A 15,353-nucleotide genomic window follows, 5' to 3' on the forward strand; every position below is an offset into this window, starting at 1 on the left:
GCACAAGTGAATAATGGTGAAAAACAACTGAACTTTATATCTACTCCGGCCTGGGGACCTCCGATATAATGTGGGATAAGCAAATCCAACATGGAACAGGAGCGGATCTCATGGTCAGAAAAATGTCGGTGCCCCCTATGGAGCTTACCGAGCAGGACGGGGAAGGCACCCAGCTGTGCGCGGTTGTCGAAGAGATAGGCCAGATTACACTGAAGCGGGCGCTCATTCCGGAGCCGCAGGACGGCGAGGTTCGCGTGAAGGTGAAATGGGTCGGCATTTGCGGCAGCGATGTGGAGGTGTTCCGCGGGGCTCGCGAGCCGGAGTTTATCAGCTATCCCACCCGGCTAGGCCACGAGGTCGCCGGCGTGATCGATAAAGTGGGCAGGAACGTAACGGGGCTTCAGGTCGGGGACCCGGTTGCGCTGAGATATGTATGGGGAGCCTTCGCAGAGTACGTTTGCTGCGGGCCGTTCTCGGTCAAGAAGCTGCCGAAGGAGCTGCCGCTGATCGAGGGCTCGCTGATCGAGGTGCTGCCGGGCGTGATCCACGCGGCAGAAATTGCCGATATCGCGCCGAATAAGAATGTGCTGATCATGGGCCAAGGCGTCAGCGGTCTCGTGTTGACGCAGGTGGTCAGCCTGTACAGTCCGCGCAATCTCGTCGTGACCGATCTGTTCGACGAGAAGCTGGAGCTGGCGCGCAAATACGGCGCGACGCATACGTACCGGATGCCGTCGGAGGGGGCGAGCACGATGGACATCGTCGGCAGCGATTTTCCGAACGGGTTCGACGTCGTGATTCCGTGTCTCCTGGAGGGAGACGGCATGGTGGATGCGATTAACGCCGCCGCGCAGAACGGCCGCATCGTCATGTACGGCTGCATCGGGACATGCCATAAGCCGGTCGATTTCTTCAAGGTGCATAAGAAGCGGCTTGATATTTTCTCCACCGAGCCGAAGCGCGATATCGACAACCGGACGTACTTTGACAAAGGTCTGCAGCTGGTGCAGGACGGACTGGTCAATACGGAGGAAATGATCACCCATATCGTCAAGCTGAAGGATGTGGCGGAGGCGTTCAAGCTGCGCAACGAGCATAAAGGCGATACGATCCATGTCATGATCGATTGCGAGCGCGAGTGAAGAGAGGGGAGAGCGCCATGACGTTGCTGCCGGCAGCGCTGCGGGAGGAGCAGGTGAAGATGTGTTGGGGCCGCATTGAAGCGAAGCTCGAACGGATGATGGAGCAGATGGGGGACAAATGCCCGCACGTGTCCGTCTCCGGGGTATATGACGATGCGCGGTGGGATTGGTGAACCTCCGGCTTCTGGCCGGGGATGCTGTGGATCATGTACGACATGACGGGCAAGGAGGAATACCGCGAAAGGGCATGGGACTGGGATGAACGCATCGAGTCCTGTTTTCTGAAGGAGAACCGGTTCCATCATGACGTCAAGAGAAGGCGAGCCCCGGGATTCCTCGGCTTCGAGCATCGCCGCCTCGGGACTTCTGGAGATTGCCGCGCAGCTTCATCTGGGAGAGGGGGACCTGTATCGCTTGGCCGCCGAACGCATGCTTGAGTCGCTCACGGAGCGCTACAGCACGCTGGACCGGCCGGAATACGAAGGGATTCTGCTCGAGGCTACCGGACACAAACCGGCGGGACGGGACTTAGGCGTATCCGTCATTTACGGCGATTATTATTATGTGGAAGCGGTAGCCAAGCTGATGGGCTGGAAGCACCGCATTTATTGAAGTTAAAGCTCTGGCGCGCCGTCGTCAGGGTTTTTTTTGGTTGATAAAAATTTGTAAGTATTCGTAACTTATAGCTTCGCAACAACCTTGGTAAACGCGCTGGTCCTTGTAAGACAAGGACGGCGTAGCCGTTTATCCTGGCATACGGCGCAGAAAGGGACATTGGGGGCGCTCCCGGGGATTGACAATAACAGGAAACGGGCCTTATGATGGATCATAATTTATCCAAAGTGAGGTGCCGCGGATGAGTACAGTGGAGGAGCGTCTGCAAGCGTTAGGAATCGAATTGCCGGAAGCCGGCGAACCGGCGGCGAAATACGCCAACTGCGTGCAACTGAACGGCCTGCTGTTCGTCTCAGGGAAAGGCCCCTCGGGCAGCCCGAAGGGAAAGCTGGGCCGGGAATTTACGACGGAGGACGGGATCCGCTTCGCCAGGTTGGCGGGGATCGAAGTGCTCGCCGTCGTGAAGGCGGCGATCGGATCGCTGGACCGGGTGAAGCGGGTCGTCAAGCTTCAGGGCTTCATCAACGCCACCCCTGAATTCGAGGAGCATCACCTTGTGCTGAACGGCTGCTCCGACTTGATGCTGGAGGCGTTCGGGGAGCAAGGCTCGCATGCGAGGTCGGTGCTGGGGGCGGTCTCCTTAAGAGACAATCTGCCGGTCATTGTCGATTCCATTTTTGAAATCGAAACGTAGGTGAACGCGAATGGAGCCTCGGAAGCCGGAAGAAAGCCGAACGATCGTCCAGAAATTAGGGCTGGATCCTATACTGGAGCGGTTAAGCGGCAGTCTGTCCTTGTCGGATTTAAATAGCTTGCTTTTGGAAGTGTTCAGGAGAAAGGCTGCGCAAACCTCCGCCGGCGAGCTGCTTAAGCGGTACGCGTCCAACCGGTTCGTGCTTCCGGCAGATGTGAATCCTCTGGAGCTGAAGCGGCTTGAGATCGCTTTGCTGGAGCTTGCGGAGCGCCATGCCTACATTCCCGTTCAACTATCGCCCGTCGCTCCGCTCGGCTCCTGTTCCGCGGTAGCTTCCGCGGATCAGAACAAGATTATTTCCGCCACGAGGGGAACGGAGGTCGTAGCGGATGCCACCAATGCGCTCGCGCTTCATATTTGCCATTCCATCCGTCAGGGGAAGCTGGACAACCGGGTGAGTCCCGTCCGATTCTCCACTACGCACAGGCACGTAAGGGCGCAACGCTTTGCCAAACCGGGCCTCGTCCCTCACTTCCATCTCTTCTGCATGGTCGTCTCCGGAAGAGACACGGGCTCTTATGCTTTTGAGAAGCAAGCTCTTCTGGAGCAGCTTCAGCTGTATCAAGCCGTATTCTCGAAGCTGTTTAACGAGAGCATCACCGTAATCCTGAACCGGAGAGGCGGTTATCCGGACAGCGACGGGTTCGTTCGGCGGATCTTCGAATGGTTAAGAGAGCAAGCTCCGGAGATCGGCATCGTCCATAACACGGAGCAAGCCGGCAACGCGTATTATCAGGGCTTGCAGTTTACGATTCGCGTTACGATTGGCGGCGAGACGCTTCAGATCGGCGACGGAGGGTTCGTCGACTGGTCCCAGCGGATGCTCGGCAATAAGAAAGAACGAATGATGATCAGTGCCATCGGCTTGGAAAGGCTTATTCCGTGAAGGCGCGCCAGGGCGCCCGGAGTAAGCCTTTTATTTGTGACAAAGCCAGTGTTCAAATCTGCAACAATTCGTGTTCATTCCTCTTATTTTAGTGCCCGGCCCCTTCCCGTATACTTAACGTTACAAAGTAATTTTGCGAAAATGAGGTGGGCCAACGATGAATACGCAACCTGTTACAGCGCTTTCTCACAATCAAACCCGCAAGCGGACTTCCCGCTTCTCGCTGAGAGGACGCTGGGAATCGCCGATCGCCGGGTATTTGTTTATCTCCCCTTGGCTGCTTGGGTTTCTGCTTTTGACCCTGTGGCCGATGATTCAATCAGTGCATTATTCCTTCACCAAATTCACCCTGCTCGATACCCCGGAATGGGTCGGTCTGCGAAACTATAACCGCATCTTCATCGATGACGAAATGTTTCGCCAGTCGCTCAAGGTGACGCTGCTGTTCGTGGTGCTGTCCGTGCCGATCAAGCTGTTCAGCGCGCTGATGGTCGCGATGCTGCTGAACAAAAAGATCAAAGGCATGTCCGTTTACCGGACGCTCATCTACCTGCCTTCCCTGATAGGCAGCAGTATTGCCGTTGCGGTGCTGTGGAAAAATATTTTCGGCATCGACGGCTTCATCAATAAGTTCCTCAGCCTGTTCGGCATTCAGGGCGTGAGCTGGATCAGCAGTCCGGGAACCGCGCTCGTCACGCTGATCATTCTGGTCGCCTGGCAGTTCGGATCCTCCATGGTTATTTTCTTGGCTGGTCTTAAGCAAATTCCGGCGGACCTGTACGAAGCCTCCTCGGTGGACGGCGCTTCCAAGGTTCGGCAGTTCTTCAGCATCACCCTGCCGATGCTTTCGCCGGTGCTGCTCTTCAATCTGGTGCTGCAGACAATCGGCTCGTTCCAGATGTTCACCCAGGCGTTCATTATTACCAAGGGCGGTCCGGTCAACTCGACTTACATGTATGCGCTTTACTTGTACGATCGCGCTTTCTCCCGTTACGACATGGGATATGCGTCTGCGCTGGCCTGGATTCTGCTTGTCATCATCGCTATCGCTACGGCATTGATCTTTGCCTCTTCCCGCTACTGGGTATTCTATGAGACCGAAGGGAGAAGAAAATAATGAGCCAAGCTGCGCGCCGATCTTTCGGAACCCATCTGTTCCTAAGCGTATTCAGTCTGATTATGGTCTATCCCATCCTGTGGTGGGTCGGAGCCGCATTCAAGTCGAACGACGAAATGAGCTCCCCGAATTTGTTCCCGTCCCACTGGCTATGGAGCAACTTCAGCGAAGGCTGGGTGGCGCTGCCGAAATATTCGTTCACCCATTTCTACGTCAATACGTTCGAGCTGATCCTCGGCGTGCTGGTCACATCCGTGCTCTCGTGCAGCCTTGTGGCTTTCGGATTTGCGAGACTTGACTTTCCGCTGAAAAACTTCTGGTTCTCGATTCTGATGGTCACGCTGATGCTTCCGAGCCAGGTAACACTCGTGCCGCAATACATTATGTTCAATGCCTTCGGCTGGGTCAACACTTACCTTCCTTTCTATGTGCCGCATCTGCTGGCCGGAGGCATTGGCGGACCGTTCTTTATCTTCCTGCTCATCCAGTTCATCCGGCAGCTGCCGAAGGAGCTCGACGAATCGGCCAAAATGGACGGCTGCAGCTGGTTCGGCATCTACTGGCGCATCATTTTGCCGCTGACGAAGCCTGCGCTTGTAACGGTTGCCATTTACTGCTTCCTGTGGAACTGGGACGATTTCTTCGGTCACCTGCTGTATATCAACTCGGTCGACAAGTATACGGTAGGCCTTGCGCTGAAAATGTTCGTCGACAGCCAATCCGCCCTTCCGTGGGGACAGCTGCTCGCGATGGCGCTCGTCTCCGTGGTGCCGTCCCTGATCATCTTCTTTATGGCGCAGCGCCATTTTGTGGATGGCATTGCTTCAGGCGCAGTGAAGGGATAAAATGAATCTCGTAAGGGATTAACAAGATGGAGATTAAACGATAGAAATTTAAAAAGCTGCTCCAGGCAGCTTTTTTTGCCTTTTATCAAGATGACAGCCCGGAAGGAGGGGAAAGAAGCGAATGAGCGTGTTCAAGAGGGTCCGGATCGACCGGCTTTTTTTCGGCAGCTTCGCCGCATTTATTGCCGCCTTGCTTCTGGTGTTCACCTGGATCAGCTACAGCATCACCTCCCGGGAGCTGGCGAACAATACATCATACTACCAGCAGGATTTGCTGAACGAGCTTAACAAGCAGCTGGATATTCAACTGAATTCGATCGAGCAGATGTCGCTTGCGGCTTCGAGGAACATACCGTCGATCGGGTTCGACTCCCAAGTGATGGATCCCTATGAGCGGCTGCGCAAGAAAGAAGAATTGCGGAATTTACTGGCCAATATCACATACAGCACGACCATGGTGCATTCGATTTATTATTATATGGAAAATCCCGTCGAGATTGACCCCCAAGGCCCGGTATTGTTTAACGACTTCGCGAAGGTGAAGGACGAGAGCTGGTATCCCGCGCTGCAAAACAATGATTTCACCTGGATCGGTGATCACCAGGTGCAGACGGTGAACGGCAAGCATCGCTATATCAGCTTTGCCCGAAAGCTGTACAACAATTCAGGTAAATATTATGGCGTGCTGTTGCTCAATGTCAAAACAGCCGAGATTGAAAATCTTATACAAGGCGGAACGAACGGGCGCAGCCGGATGCTGCTGGACGCCGGAGGCCGGACGCTCGCTTCGATCGGCAATCCTGCGCTCGATCCCTCGGAAATGGAGCGGATCCGGAGCTACGAAGGCAAGTCCGATTATATCCGCATGCGGGCCTCGAACGGCGAGGAATCTTTGCTTGTCTGGAGCAAGGCCCACTCCGATTGGCTCATTGAAGTGACGCCGTGGAAGAGCATTATCCTCGGGAGCGTCCGGCTGGCGTATATTTTGATCGCGACCGGCCTGTCGGCAATTTTTATCGCTTCGTTCTTTACGCTGTTCTTGTCCAGGCAGTTTACGAAGCCGATCCGCCAGCTGCTTTCCATTATGAAACGCGTACCGGCCGAGGACGCCATACCGAGCCTGCCGACCGATTACAAGAACGAATTCGGTCATCTGTTTCAGGGCTACCGCAGGCAAATGGAGCGAATCCGGGAGCTGCTGCTGTCGCTGCAGGCCCAGCACAAGCGGCAGAAGGAAGCGGAGATTTTGGCGCTGCAGGCGATGATCAATCCGCACTTTTTGTACAATACGCTGGATCAATTGAACTGGCTAGCCATCGAATCCGGTCAGGAGAAGATTAGCAAGATGCTGTCGCTTGTCGGCAAAATGTTCCGTATCGGTCTTTCCAACGGCGAGACGATCATCCTGGTTCCGGATGAAATGACGCATGTGGAATATTATTTGCAAATTCAGAAGATCCGGTGGGGCGACCGTTTAACGTACAGCATCCACATGGATGAAGAGCTGAAATATCTTTATATCCCCAGGCTGACGCTGCAGCCGTTCGTGGAGAATGCGTTTATCCACGGCTTCCACGGCAGAAGGTCCGGGGAGATCCGGATCGAGGCAAAGGCGGTGGACGGGGAGATCGTGATAACCATAACGGATAACGGCGTAGGCATCCAGCCGGACTGGGACCGCCAGAAGCGGAGGAAGACGGGAGGCTACGGCATCCGCAACGTCAAGGAACGGATTGCCGCCTATTTCGGCGATCCCTACGGCGTGTCGATGATGAAGCTGGAGAGCGGTGGTACGCAGGTGACGATCGTGCTGCCGAGGATCGCGAATAAGGAAGAAGCGGAGGGACGGTTCCATGTGGAAAATCCTGATTATTGACGACGATTTCCAGGTACTTGACGGGATGAAGAAATCGATTCCGTGGGAAGCGCTTGAAGCCGAGTGGGTCGGCGAAGCGATGGACGGGCTGGAAGGCTTGGAGAAGATTCGCGAAACGGCCCCGGACATCGTGATCACGGATATTTACATGCCGGTGATGAACGGGCTGGAGATGATCGAGCGGCTGCGGGCGGAACAGTTTCCCGGAGAAGTGGTCATCCTGAGCGGCTATTCGGATTTTCAATATGCGCGCCAGGCGCTGCGTCTGCAGGTGAGCGATTATTTGTCGAAGCCGGTGACGATGGAGGAGCTCGGCACCGTACTCGGCCGCGTTATTCAGGAGCTGGAGGCCAAGGAGCTGAGAAAGCTGGAGCAGGAGGAAATCCGGCGCAGACTGATGATGTACGAGCCGTTCGTTCAGAAGGAATGGCTGAAGTCGGTCGTTACCGGTACGCTGGACTGCGACTTGTCCGGGGAAAGCATCGCCATAGCGGAGCAATCCCGCTACACCGAGCGGAACCATCTCGTCATGGGGCTGGAGCTGATGAGCACCGACCGGATCTCCAACCTGACGCTGACGGATTGGAGCCTATTCCGCTTCGCCCTGGCGAACATTATCCGCGAGCTGCTGGCGGAGGATTGGCCGGACTCGGATTTCATCGAGCTGCACAGCCATCATGCGGCTGTCGTTTTTCATATCGATCCGTCCATGCCGGCGGACGAAGCGCTGCTGCAGATTCAGGCCATAGCGAAGCGCATATCGGAATGTATCCACCAGTACCTCAAGCTGCTGGTCCGTATCGGGCTCGGCGGGGTGAAGACGAGCTGGCGCGACATCTCCGATTCGACCGAGGAGGCGTTCCTGGACCTGCTGCAGCAGACGATCGTGCTCGAGCATGGCGACCGGCCAATCGTGTCGGCGGAGAAATCGTTCTCGATCCGGCCGATTAAATTTTATCAGGAGCTGGCCGAAGCGATCGCCTATTCCAAGGAAGAAGCGACGGAGCGCATTATCGACGATTATGTGCTGCAGCTGGAACGGATGCGGGATCAGGGAACGGTCACTCCGGCTTATTTGCAGTATTTATGCCGGGAGCTGTGGACGATCCTCGCCTATTCGTTATATAGCACAGGGGTCGTGCTCGACGACCTGTTCCCGGGCATGTCGCTTGCGCAGGAGCTGGCTTCGGTTCAATCAACGGAAGATTTGCGCCGCTGGCTGCAGGACAAAATCCGCGTGATCGCCACCAGCCGCGGCTGGAGCGAGAACTCGAAGCATAAGGAAGCGGTCGACTTCATGATTCAATACGCCCATGACCGGTTTGCGGAGGAGATCAATCTCGAGGATTTGTCCAAGGAGCTGTATTTGTCCCGCAATTATTTGAACCAGATTTTCAAGAAGGCGACCGGCGAGACATTCACCAACTATGTGATCCGGGTACGCATGGAGAAGGCCAAGGCGCTGCTGAACGAAGGCAAATATATGATTTATGAGATCGCGGAGAAGGTAGGCTATAAGACGGTGCCGTATTTCAGCTCGGTCTTTAAGAAATATTACGGAATGAACCCGAGCGAGCTCGGCCGGAAATAGTTTGTGGTCAATCGTATCATATTTTGTGTTCATTCCTCTTATTTTTCTCGAATCCCCCTGTTTATATAATAGGACTAGGAACAAGAAAACGCATACAGGAAGGGGATCTTCTCGATGAACAAGCGGATGAAACAGTGGGGCATGCTGTCCATGACCGCATTGATGGCGGTAAGCATGGCGGCCTGCGGTTCAAACAATAAAGCGAGCGATACCAAGAGTGGGGCTGCGGCAGGCGCCTCCGACAACAAGCCGGTGAAGCTGCGCATCGTATGGTGGGGCTCGCAAGCCCGCCATGACGCAACCCTGAAGGCGCTCGACGCCTATACGAAGAAGCATCCGAACGTGACCTTCGAGCCGGAATTTTCCGGATTCGACGGCTATGCCGACAAGCTGGCGACGCAAGCGGCGGCGAAGAACGCTCCGGATATTATTCAGATGGATCCGGCCTGGTTGGCCGAATATGCGGGCCGCAACCAGCTGGCCGACCTATCCAAGGGCATTAATACGGGCGATGTGGACAAATCGCTTGTCGACTCCGGCAAATACAAGGACAAGCTTTACGCGATCCCGCTCGGCAACAACGCAACCGGCATGGTATTCAACAAGAACGCAGTCGACAAGCTGGGCGTAACGCCTCCCGCGAACGGCTGGACCTGGGACCAGTATTTCCAATTCGGCAAGGACGCCAAGGCCAAGCTGGAGAAAGACAAATATGTCCTGATGGACGCAACCAGCGATTATACGGTGTATTCGGCTTATCAAATCAGCCAAGGCAAAGGCTATCCGATCACCGTCGACGGCAAGTTCAACATCGACAAGGATACGTATCTGGCTTTTGTGAAAAAGTACTCCGAGCTCCGTAAGGACGGGGTCGTTCCGCCGCCGGACATCGCGACGACGGACAAAGAGTCCGACGCGAAGCTGGACCTGATGAACAACGGCACGGTGCTGATGAAACGCAGCTTTGCCGCGTTATTCCCGGGCTATGACGGCGTAAAGCCGGGCGCTTACACGCTCGTAACGCAGCCTAAAGGCACCCAATCCAGCGGCTGGCTGAAGCCTTCGATGTTCTGGTCTGTCAGCGCGGATTCCAAGTACATCGAAGAGTCGAAGAAATTCATCGACTGGTTCATCAACGACCAGGAAGCCGCCGACATTCTGACGACGACCCGCGGCGTCCCTGTGTCCAGTAAGGTTCTCGATTATTTGACGCCGAAGCTGACGGCCGCCGATAAGCTGCAGGTCGACCTGATCAAGAGCGTGGCGCCGGACGCTCAGCCGTTCAACCCGGGAGCGAAGGGCTGGAGCAACTACACGTCCAAAGACTTCAAGGATATCGGCGAAAAAATCATGTTCGGCAAGATTACGCCGGAAGCGGCTTATGACGAGCTCGTGAAGAAGGCGAAGGATTACCAATAAACCGCAGCGGAGACTGCCGGAAGCGTTTGCCCATTCCGGCAGTCTTTTTACTGGAGAGAGGGAGATGAAGCATGGTAACTTTGACAGGATTTGCTGATGAAATATCGCCGGATTTGGAGGTGCAGCTGGATGTGCTGGCTTCCGAGGGCATCTCGCATTTGGAGCTTCGCGGGGTGTGGGGGAAGAACGTGCTAGAGCTGAGCGACGAGGAAATCGACCGCGTGAAGGCGAGACTCGATGAGCGGGGCTTCAAGGTATCCTCCATCGGTTCGCCCATCGGGAAGATCAAGATTACCGACCCGTTCGAGCCGCATATCGAGCGGTTCCACCGTTCGGTGTATGTGGCCAAGGCGTTGAATGCGCCTTATATCCGGATCTTCTCGTTCTTTCTGCCGGAGGGCGATGAGCCTTCCGTCTACCGCAGCGAGGCGCTCAGCCGCATGAAGCGGTTGGCCCGGCTGGCGGAGCGGGAAGGCGTCGTCCTGCTGCATGAGAACGAGAAGGAAATTTACGGCGATAACGGCGAACGCTGTCTGGAGATTCTGCAGGCGTGCGATTCCCCGAACGTCCGGGCGGCCTTCGATCCGGCCAATTTCGTACAGTGCGGCGTGCGCCCCATGTCGGAGGCTTACCCGCTCGTGAAGGACTACGTCGCTTACTTCCACATCAAGGATGCGCTGATGGCGAGCGGCAAGGTCGTTCCCGCAGGCGAGGGCGACGGCGAGCTGAATCAGGTGGTGGCCGAGCTCGGGCGCCTCGGCTACGGCGGCTTCCTGTCGTTGGAGCCGCATCTGTCCGCTGCTGAGACGTTTCAGGGCTTCAGCGGCCCCGAGCTCTTCGTGGTGGCCGTAAAAGCGCTCAAGAAGCTGCTGGCGGAAGCGGACATCGCTTGGAATTGATTCGTTGGACGTGTGAAACCCGGCTAGGATGCCGGGTTTCTCAGGTTGCCCGGAAAGTGGTGAATGGAGGTAATAGATGTTACGAAGGGGTGGGGTATCTACTTCCGGTCGCTGTTGTCTGCAGGAAATTTTTTATTCTAAGCCGCTTAGCAGCGGATATTTCCCGCAGACAAAGGCGAACGCTATCGCTCCTCCAATAGATACCCCACCTCCGTTGTTCTCTATTCTTGTCAACAGCCGCTTTCTAGGGCACTCTTTGAAACCTGGCACCGAAGCCGGGTTTCTTTTTTTTATATAAAAGATGGTATAGTGTACATAAGAAACGAAACAAGGAAGCAGTACATCTTCTAAGGAGGGCATGATCATGAATCCATCCGTCTCGAATGAAGTTTCGGACGAAGTCCAAGCTCTGTACCGGCGTCTGCTCAAAGCGTGGAATGACCAGGATGCCAGGGCAATGGCTGATCAATTCACGGAGGATGGCGAGAGCATCGGATTCGACGGAAGCCAGTCGATCGGACGGGAGGAGATTTATTCGCACCTCAAGCCGATCTTCGAGGATCATCCGACCGCCCGGTTCGTGAGCATCGTGAAGAATGTGCGCCATCTGGGTACGGGTGTCGTCATGCTGCGGGCGATAGCGGGGATGGTGCCTCGCGGGCAATCCGACCTGCAGCCTAAACTCAATACCCAACATACGGTAGTTGCTGTACAAGGCGAAGGACGTTGGAGGATCCAGCTGTTTCAGAATACCCCGGCCCAGTTCCACGGGCGTCCTGAATTGGTCGAGCAAATGACGGAAGAGCTAAGGGAGCGGCTTAGTGAGGCCGCTTTTTGACGGTACTGATGAATAAAAGAAAGCAGCAGCCGTCCGGAACGTAAGATGAATGTTCCGGACGGCCGCTTTTTATGAACTATCCTTTAAGTATTTTTGTATTTTCATATAGTGTTACACACGATATGTGGACATCCGTTTTTTGAAGAACGGATATTACTGTTGGATCTCTTAGCGAAGTGCCGCGGCACTTACTTTAGAAAAAGCAACTTCTACCTTGAAACTGACAACTGGCCATAAATCAAAAAGCAGAAAGGTTCAGTGAATCGGCAATATTTTCTTCTCAGATATGCAGATGGGGCGTTTTCTTTACAGTAGTACTATTAATAGTAACGCCTTCCGAAAGTCATCGGCCGATTCGGCATATTAAAACTCGCTTCTCTTGTTGTTGCCACCAAGTCATTATGTTCCATCATCATTGTATCTTCGTTATTCAAACACCATTTGATCAAATAATCTCTCATGGTGTTTTTGAGTTCCTGGATGAAGGACTTCTCACTAGAAATTAGATTATGAAGCTCATAAGGATCGTTCACCTGATCATAAAGTTCTTCTACACCACCATGTTGATTATAAATGTATTTCCAATGTTTATTCACTACCATGTATTGTTGATATGGATGATCATTGCACTGGGAAATATAAAAATCGCGCAAGGGTTCATCTTTAAGCATCGCAGAGGTCAAATCTATCCCGTCCACTTCTTGATTAAGCACTTCACCGGTAAAGGAAAGAATGGTTGGCAGAAGATCTTGAAGTCCTGCTAATTCAGTACAAACCTTTCCCTTGGGTAATTTTCTAGGGTAGGAGATAAGCAAAGGCACTCGAACAGATCCGTTATAAAAAATTTGCTTAAAATAAAGACCGAAATCTCCCAGCATTTCACCATGATCTGAAGTATAGATGACAACCGTATCTTCACGTAAACCTTTCTCTTCGAGAAAATCGAGCAGTCGACCTACCTGCTTATCCTGATGCGTTATTAAACCGTAATAATAAGCCTTAATAACTTTTTTGGCTTCAGGTGAAAGCAAATCCCACATATTTTTGTAATGACTGGCCACTTTCAAATCTAACCCACGCTCAATTAAATCGTCTAGACTTCCAATTGGCTCTGGCATGTCACGCGGGTCGTACATTTGATCATAGGGATGCGGCGGATCAAACGCAGAGTGTGGCTTTGGAAAAGATGTCCACATGAAAAATGGCCGATCCGATTGTTGAGAAATATGATTTTGAATATATTCAAGTGAACGATCTACTACCCAAGTGTCGACATAATACTCCTGTGGGATAACACTCGCTGCAGCATAAACATCATTATTGCCAAGCCCGTTCCCACGGGAATACCCGCCCCAACCGACAGTATATAAATAATCATGGTAATCTTCCAGACCTTGTAAATTGCCTTTTGGATCATATTTGCTCAAGATTCTTCCGGACTCCATCAATTCCACATGCTTCAACCCATGAACATTTCGCTGTTGTCCCGGTGGAGCATAAGGCTCGTAATGAAGCTTCCCGACAGCATAGGTTTCATACCCTCGTTGATTCAATTCCTCACCCAATAAAGGGAAACCTTCTCGAATAGTTCCGCCGTTGTTCTTGATCCCAGTACATTTATGTGGATAACACCCCGTTGTTAAACTGGCCCGTGCAGGTACGCATATGGGATTCGGTGTAAACATATTCGAGAAATTAACTCCATTTTCAGCAATACGATTCAGGTTCGGTGTCTTGATAAATTCATTGCCATTGCATTCTATAGCATCGTGTCGAAGTTGATCGCACATGATGAACAAAATATTAGGACGATTCATCAGTAATTCGACCCTACTTTCATTATGTTTTACAAAGTATTTGTTTCGACCCTCTCATAGGAACAACGTAAAACCAGGTTTACAAGAAAATGCTCGCTGATTTCAGCAGGAAAGAAAAATACAAAAAGCTTATTCATAATCACTAATGCTAGGACTGAGGCAATCTCGTTTGTTGATTCTTGCACGCTCGGGTTTTTCCACCTTCCCTTTTAAAAGGTGATCATCAGTTTCCTCCATCCACTGCCGAAGCCTGCTTGCAAGCTCCTGATAAATCGGCAGGTAATCGTTATTGCCAATTAAATTTGTTCTTTCCATTGGATCCAGGTACAAATCAAATAAAAATTCCCTATCCTTTGATGTAGACAAATATCCGTTTTGTACCAAAAAAGTTTTGCTTAAGCTATCGTCTATATTGGCGGGAACCGGTTTATCCCAGTCATCGAAAAACCGAATTAATTTATAACGTTCAGTTCGGATACAACGCATTGGTTCATAAGCCGCATGATACGTGACCTCCGCAAAAATCTCATCATGAACCTTTTCTTTTTCCTTTTGCAATATGGGCATAAGGGATTCACCCTGCAGCCATTCAGGCCTTTCGATCCGAAGCATGTCGCAAATTGTGGGAAATAAGTCAATTTGCGAGACTAATGTATCCAAGGCTTCTCCTTTTCTTTGATTCCCTGGGAATCTAAGAATCAAGGAAACGCCAATCCCCGTATCAAACAAATTACATTTCATAAATGGAAAGGCGAGGCCATGATCAGTGGTAAAAATGACCAAAGTGTCGTTTTCCAGACCGGTTTCTTTTAACGCTTCCATGACAATCCCAAAACATTGATCAACCACTTTAGCAGATGACATATATCGTGCCATTTCCACCCGATTGTCGTGATTGTCGTAAAGAGGGAAGGGTGGAGCAACATAGTTTGGATTGATTTCTTCTGATATCTGAGGAAATTCGCGATGGGTATTAAACAATCCTAACGAGAGAAAGAAAGGTTTTTTATGTTCCTTTCTAAGAAAATCGGCAACCGTTCTGGCGCGTTTCATATCCCATTCGGTCCAATCGGTATTGTAACTTCCCATGTTATAATCCTGTTCATCCAAAATCCGGTCATAACCGATCATATTAGCAGACGGTGCCTCGTGTTGAATTCCGCACAAAACCGTTTCCAAACCGTTTTGGCCTAAAAACTGTGCAAGATGTTGACTATAATCGTTAAGTTGAAAGCCTCTATGGGCAAGGCCAAGCATCCCCGTTGAATGAGGAGCCATACCAGTCAGTAAGGCACTGCGGCTTGGGGAACAGGTCGGACCTGCGCAATAAGCGTTCCGGAAAATGGTCCCTTCTTCCGCAAACTTACTGAGGTTTGGCGTAGGAACGTTGTAACCGTAGGGTTCTATCCATCGTCCCGTATCATGCGTGTGTAAATAGATAACATTCATGCCAATATATCCTCCATCATCTATCAATTTATGATTTTTTTTGAATATCCAGATTTGTTCTTAAATACATTCCAAGAATTGCGCCCAGTTGAATAAATGTGGTTA

14 protein-coding genes are annotated in these 15,353 nt (G+C 52.3%); 12 read left to right on the top strand and 2 right to left on the bottom strand.

The features are described from left to right. Nucleotides 1-110: 110 nt before the first annotated feature. The 12 genes from O9H85_RS12680 to O9H85_RS12730 all read left to right on the top strand — a co-directional run bounded on the left by O9H85_RS12680 (nucleotide 111) and on the right by O9H85_RS12730 (nucleotide 11,982). Nucleotides 111-1,142: a zinc-dependent alcohol dehydrogenase gene (locus O9H85_RS12680; RefSeq protein ID WP_269881754.1), complete on the top strand. Its 1,032-nt coding sequence runs from the start codon at nucleotides 111-113 to the stop codon at nucleotides 1,140-1,142. A 17-nt stretch (nucleotides 1,143-1,159) separates the two neighbouring features. After that, complete coding sequence (locus tag O9H85_RS38205; protein WP_457920778.1) at nucleotides 1,160-1,315, top strand: hypothetical protein; 156 nt, start codon at nucleotides 1,160-1,162, stop codon at nucleotides 1,313-1,315. Nucleotides 1,316-1,445: 130 nt separating this feature from the next. Further along, on the top strand, nucleotides 1,446-1,754 hold the full coding sequence (locus O9H85_RS38210) for a hypothetical protein (RefSeq protein WP_457920779.1): 309 nt from the start codon (nucleotides 1,446-1,448) through the stop codon (nucleotides 1,752-1,754). 244 nt (nucleotides 1,755-1,998) lie between these two features. After that, nucleotides 1,999-2,451 carry a RidA family protein gene (locus O9H85_RS12690; protein WP_269881755.1) on the top strand — a complete coding sequence of 151 codons (453 nt, stop codon included), beginning with the start codon at nucleotides 1,999-2,001 and terminating at the stop codon, nucleotides 2,449-2,451. 10 nt (nucleotides 2,452-2,461) lie between these two features. Continuing rightward, nucleotides 2,462-3,397, top strand: a complete 936-nt coding sequence (locus O9H85_RS12695) for a hypothetical protein (RefSeq protein ID WP_269881756.1) — start codon at nucleotides 2,462-2,464, stop codon at nucleotides 3,395-3,397. A gap of 157 nt (nucleotides 3,398-3,554) precedes the next feature. Further along, complete coding sequence (locus O9H85_RS12700; RefSeq protein WP_269881757.1) at nucleotides 3,555-4,514, top strand: carbohydrate ABC transporter permease; 960 nt, start codon at nucleotides 3,555-3,557, stop codon at nucleotides 4,512-4,514. Continuing rightward, nucleotides 4,514-5,359: a carbohydrate ABC transporter permease gene (locus O9H85_RS12705; RefSeq protein WP_269881758.1), complete on the top strand. Its 846-nt coding sequence runs from the start codon at nucleotides 4,514-4,516 to the stop codon at nucleotides 5,357-5,359. Before O9H85_RS12700 ends, O9H85_RS12705 begins: the two co-directional genes overlap by 1 nt. 121 nt (nucleotides 5,360-5,480) lie before the next feature. Then, nucleotides 5,481-7,235: a sensor histidine kinase gene (locus tag O9H85_RS12710; protein WP_269881759.1), complete on the top strand. Its 1,755-nt coding sequence runs from the start codon at nucleotides 5,481-5,483 to the stop codon at nucleotides 7,233-7,235. Next, on the top strand, nucleotides 7,213-8,826 hold the full coding sequence (locus O9H85_RS12715; protein WP_269881760.1) for a response regulator transcription factor: 1,614 nt from the start codon (nucleotides 7,213-7,215) through the stop codon (nucleotides 8,824-8,826). Before O9H85_RS12710 ends, O9H85_RS12715 begins: the two co-directional genes overlap by 23 nt. Nucleotides 8,827-8,940: 114 nt before the next feature. After that, on the top strand, nucleotides 8,941-10,245 hold the full coding sequence (locus O9H85_RS12720) for an ABC transporter substrate-binding protein (protein ID WP_269881761.1): 1,305 nt from the start codon (nucleotides 8,941-8,943) through the stop codon (nucleotides 10,243-10,245). Between the two features lie 71 nt (nucleotides 10,246-10,316). Beyond that, nucleotides 10,317-11,144, top strand: coding sequence for a sugar phosphate isomerase/epimerase family protein (locus O9H85_RS12725; protein ID WP_269881762.1), 828 nt, complete (start codon nucleotides 10,317-10,319; stop codon nucleotides 11,142-11,144). 358 nt (nucleotides 11,145-11,502) lie between these two features. Beyond that, on the top strand, nucleotides 11,503-11,982 hold the full coding sequence (locus tag O9H85_RS12730) for an SgcJ/EcaC family oxidoreductase (protein WP_269881763.1): 480 nt from the start codon (nucleotides 11,503-11,505) through the stop codon (nucleotides 11,980-11,982). A 320-nt stretch (nucleotides 11,983-12,302) separates the two neighbouring features. Here the strand turns inward: O9H85_RS12730 and O9H85_RS12735 are convergent, their stop codons facing one another. Both O9H85_RS12735 and O9H85_RS12740 read right to left on the bottom strand, forming a co-directional pair. After that, entirely contained in the window at nucleotides 12,303-13,799 is a 1,497-nt protein-coding gene (locus tag O9H85_RS12735) for a sulfatase family protein (protein WP_269881764.1), read from the bottom strand. Nucleotides 13,800-13,928: 129 nt separating this feature from the next. Next, nucleotides 13,929-15,248: a sulfatase family protein gene (locus O9H85_RS12740; protein WP_269881765.1), complete on the bottom strand. Its 1,320-nt coding sequence runs from the start codon at nucleotides 15,246-15,248 to the stop codon at nucleotides 13,929-13,931. Nucleotides 15,249-15,353 lie beyond the last annotated feature (105 nt).

This window comes from Paenibacillus gyeongsangnamensis (genome assembly GCF_027533625.1).
GTDB lineage: Bacteria > Bacillota > Bacilli > Paenibacillales > NBRC-103111 > Paenibacillus_G > Paenibacillus_G gyeongsangnamensis.

Bases quoted from the DNA above. Each gene is read 5' to 3' on its own strand.
- O9H85_RS12710 (WP_269881759.1), top strand. From the start codon at position 5,481: ATGAGCGTGTTCAAGAGGGTCCGGATCGACCGGCTTTTTTTCGGCAGC.
- O9H85_RS38210 (WP_457920779.1), top strand. From the start codon at position 1,446: ATGACGTCAAGAGAAGGCGAGCCCCGGGATTCCTCGGCTTCGAGCATC.
- O9H85_RS12720 (WP_269881761.1), top strand. From the start codon at position 8,941: ATGAACAAGCGGATGAAACAGTGGGGCATGCTGTCCATGACCGCATTG.
- O9H85_RS12705 (WP_269881758.1), top strand. From the start codon at position 4,514: ATGAGCCAAGCTGCGCGCCGATCTTTCGGAACCCATCTGTTCCTAAGC.
- O9H85_RS12690 (WP_269881755.1), top strand. From the start codon at position 1,999: ATGAGTACAGTGGAGGAGCGTCTGCAAGCGTTAGGAATCGAATTGCCG.
- O9H85_RS12680 (WP_269881754.1), top strand. From the start codon at position 111: ATGGTCAGAAAAATGTCGGTGCCCCCTATGGAGCTTACCGAGCAGGAC.
- O9H85_RS12735 (WP_269881764.1), bottom strand. From the start codon at position 13,799: ATGAATCGTCCTAATATTTTGTTCATCATGTGCGATCAACTTCGACAC.
- O9H85_RS12730 (WP_269881763.1), top strand. From the start codon at position 11,503: ATGATCATGAATCCATCCGTCTCGAATGAAGTTTCGGACGAAGTCCAA.
- O9H85_RS12740 (WP_269881765.1), bottom strand. From the start codon at position 15,248: ATGAATGTTATCTATTTACACACGCATGATACGGGACGATGGATAGAA.
- O9H85_RS12725 (WP_269881762.1), top strand. From the start codon at position 10,317: ATGGTAACTTTGACAGGATTTGCTGATGAAATATCGCCGGATTTGGAG.
- O9H85_RS12695 (WP_269881756.1), top strand. From the start codon at position 2,462: ATGGAGCCTCGGAAGCCGGAAGAAAGCCGAACGATCGTCCAGAAATTA.
- O9H85_RS38205 (WP_457920778.1), top strand. From the start codon at position 1,160: ATGACGTTGCTGCCGGCAGCGCTGCGGGAGGAGCAGGTGAAGATGTGT.
- O9H85_RS12715 (WP_269881760.1), top strand. From the start codon at position 7,213: ATGTGGAAAATCCTGATTATTGACGACGATTTCCAGGTACTTGACGGG.
- O9H85_RS12700 (WP_269881757.1), top strand. From the start codon at position 3,555: ATGAATACGCAACCTGTTACAGCGCTTTCTCACAATCAAACCCGCAAG.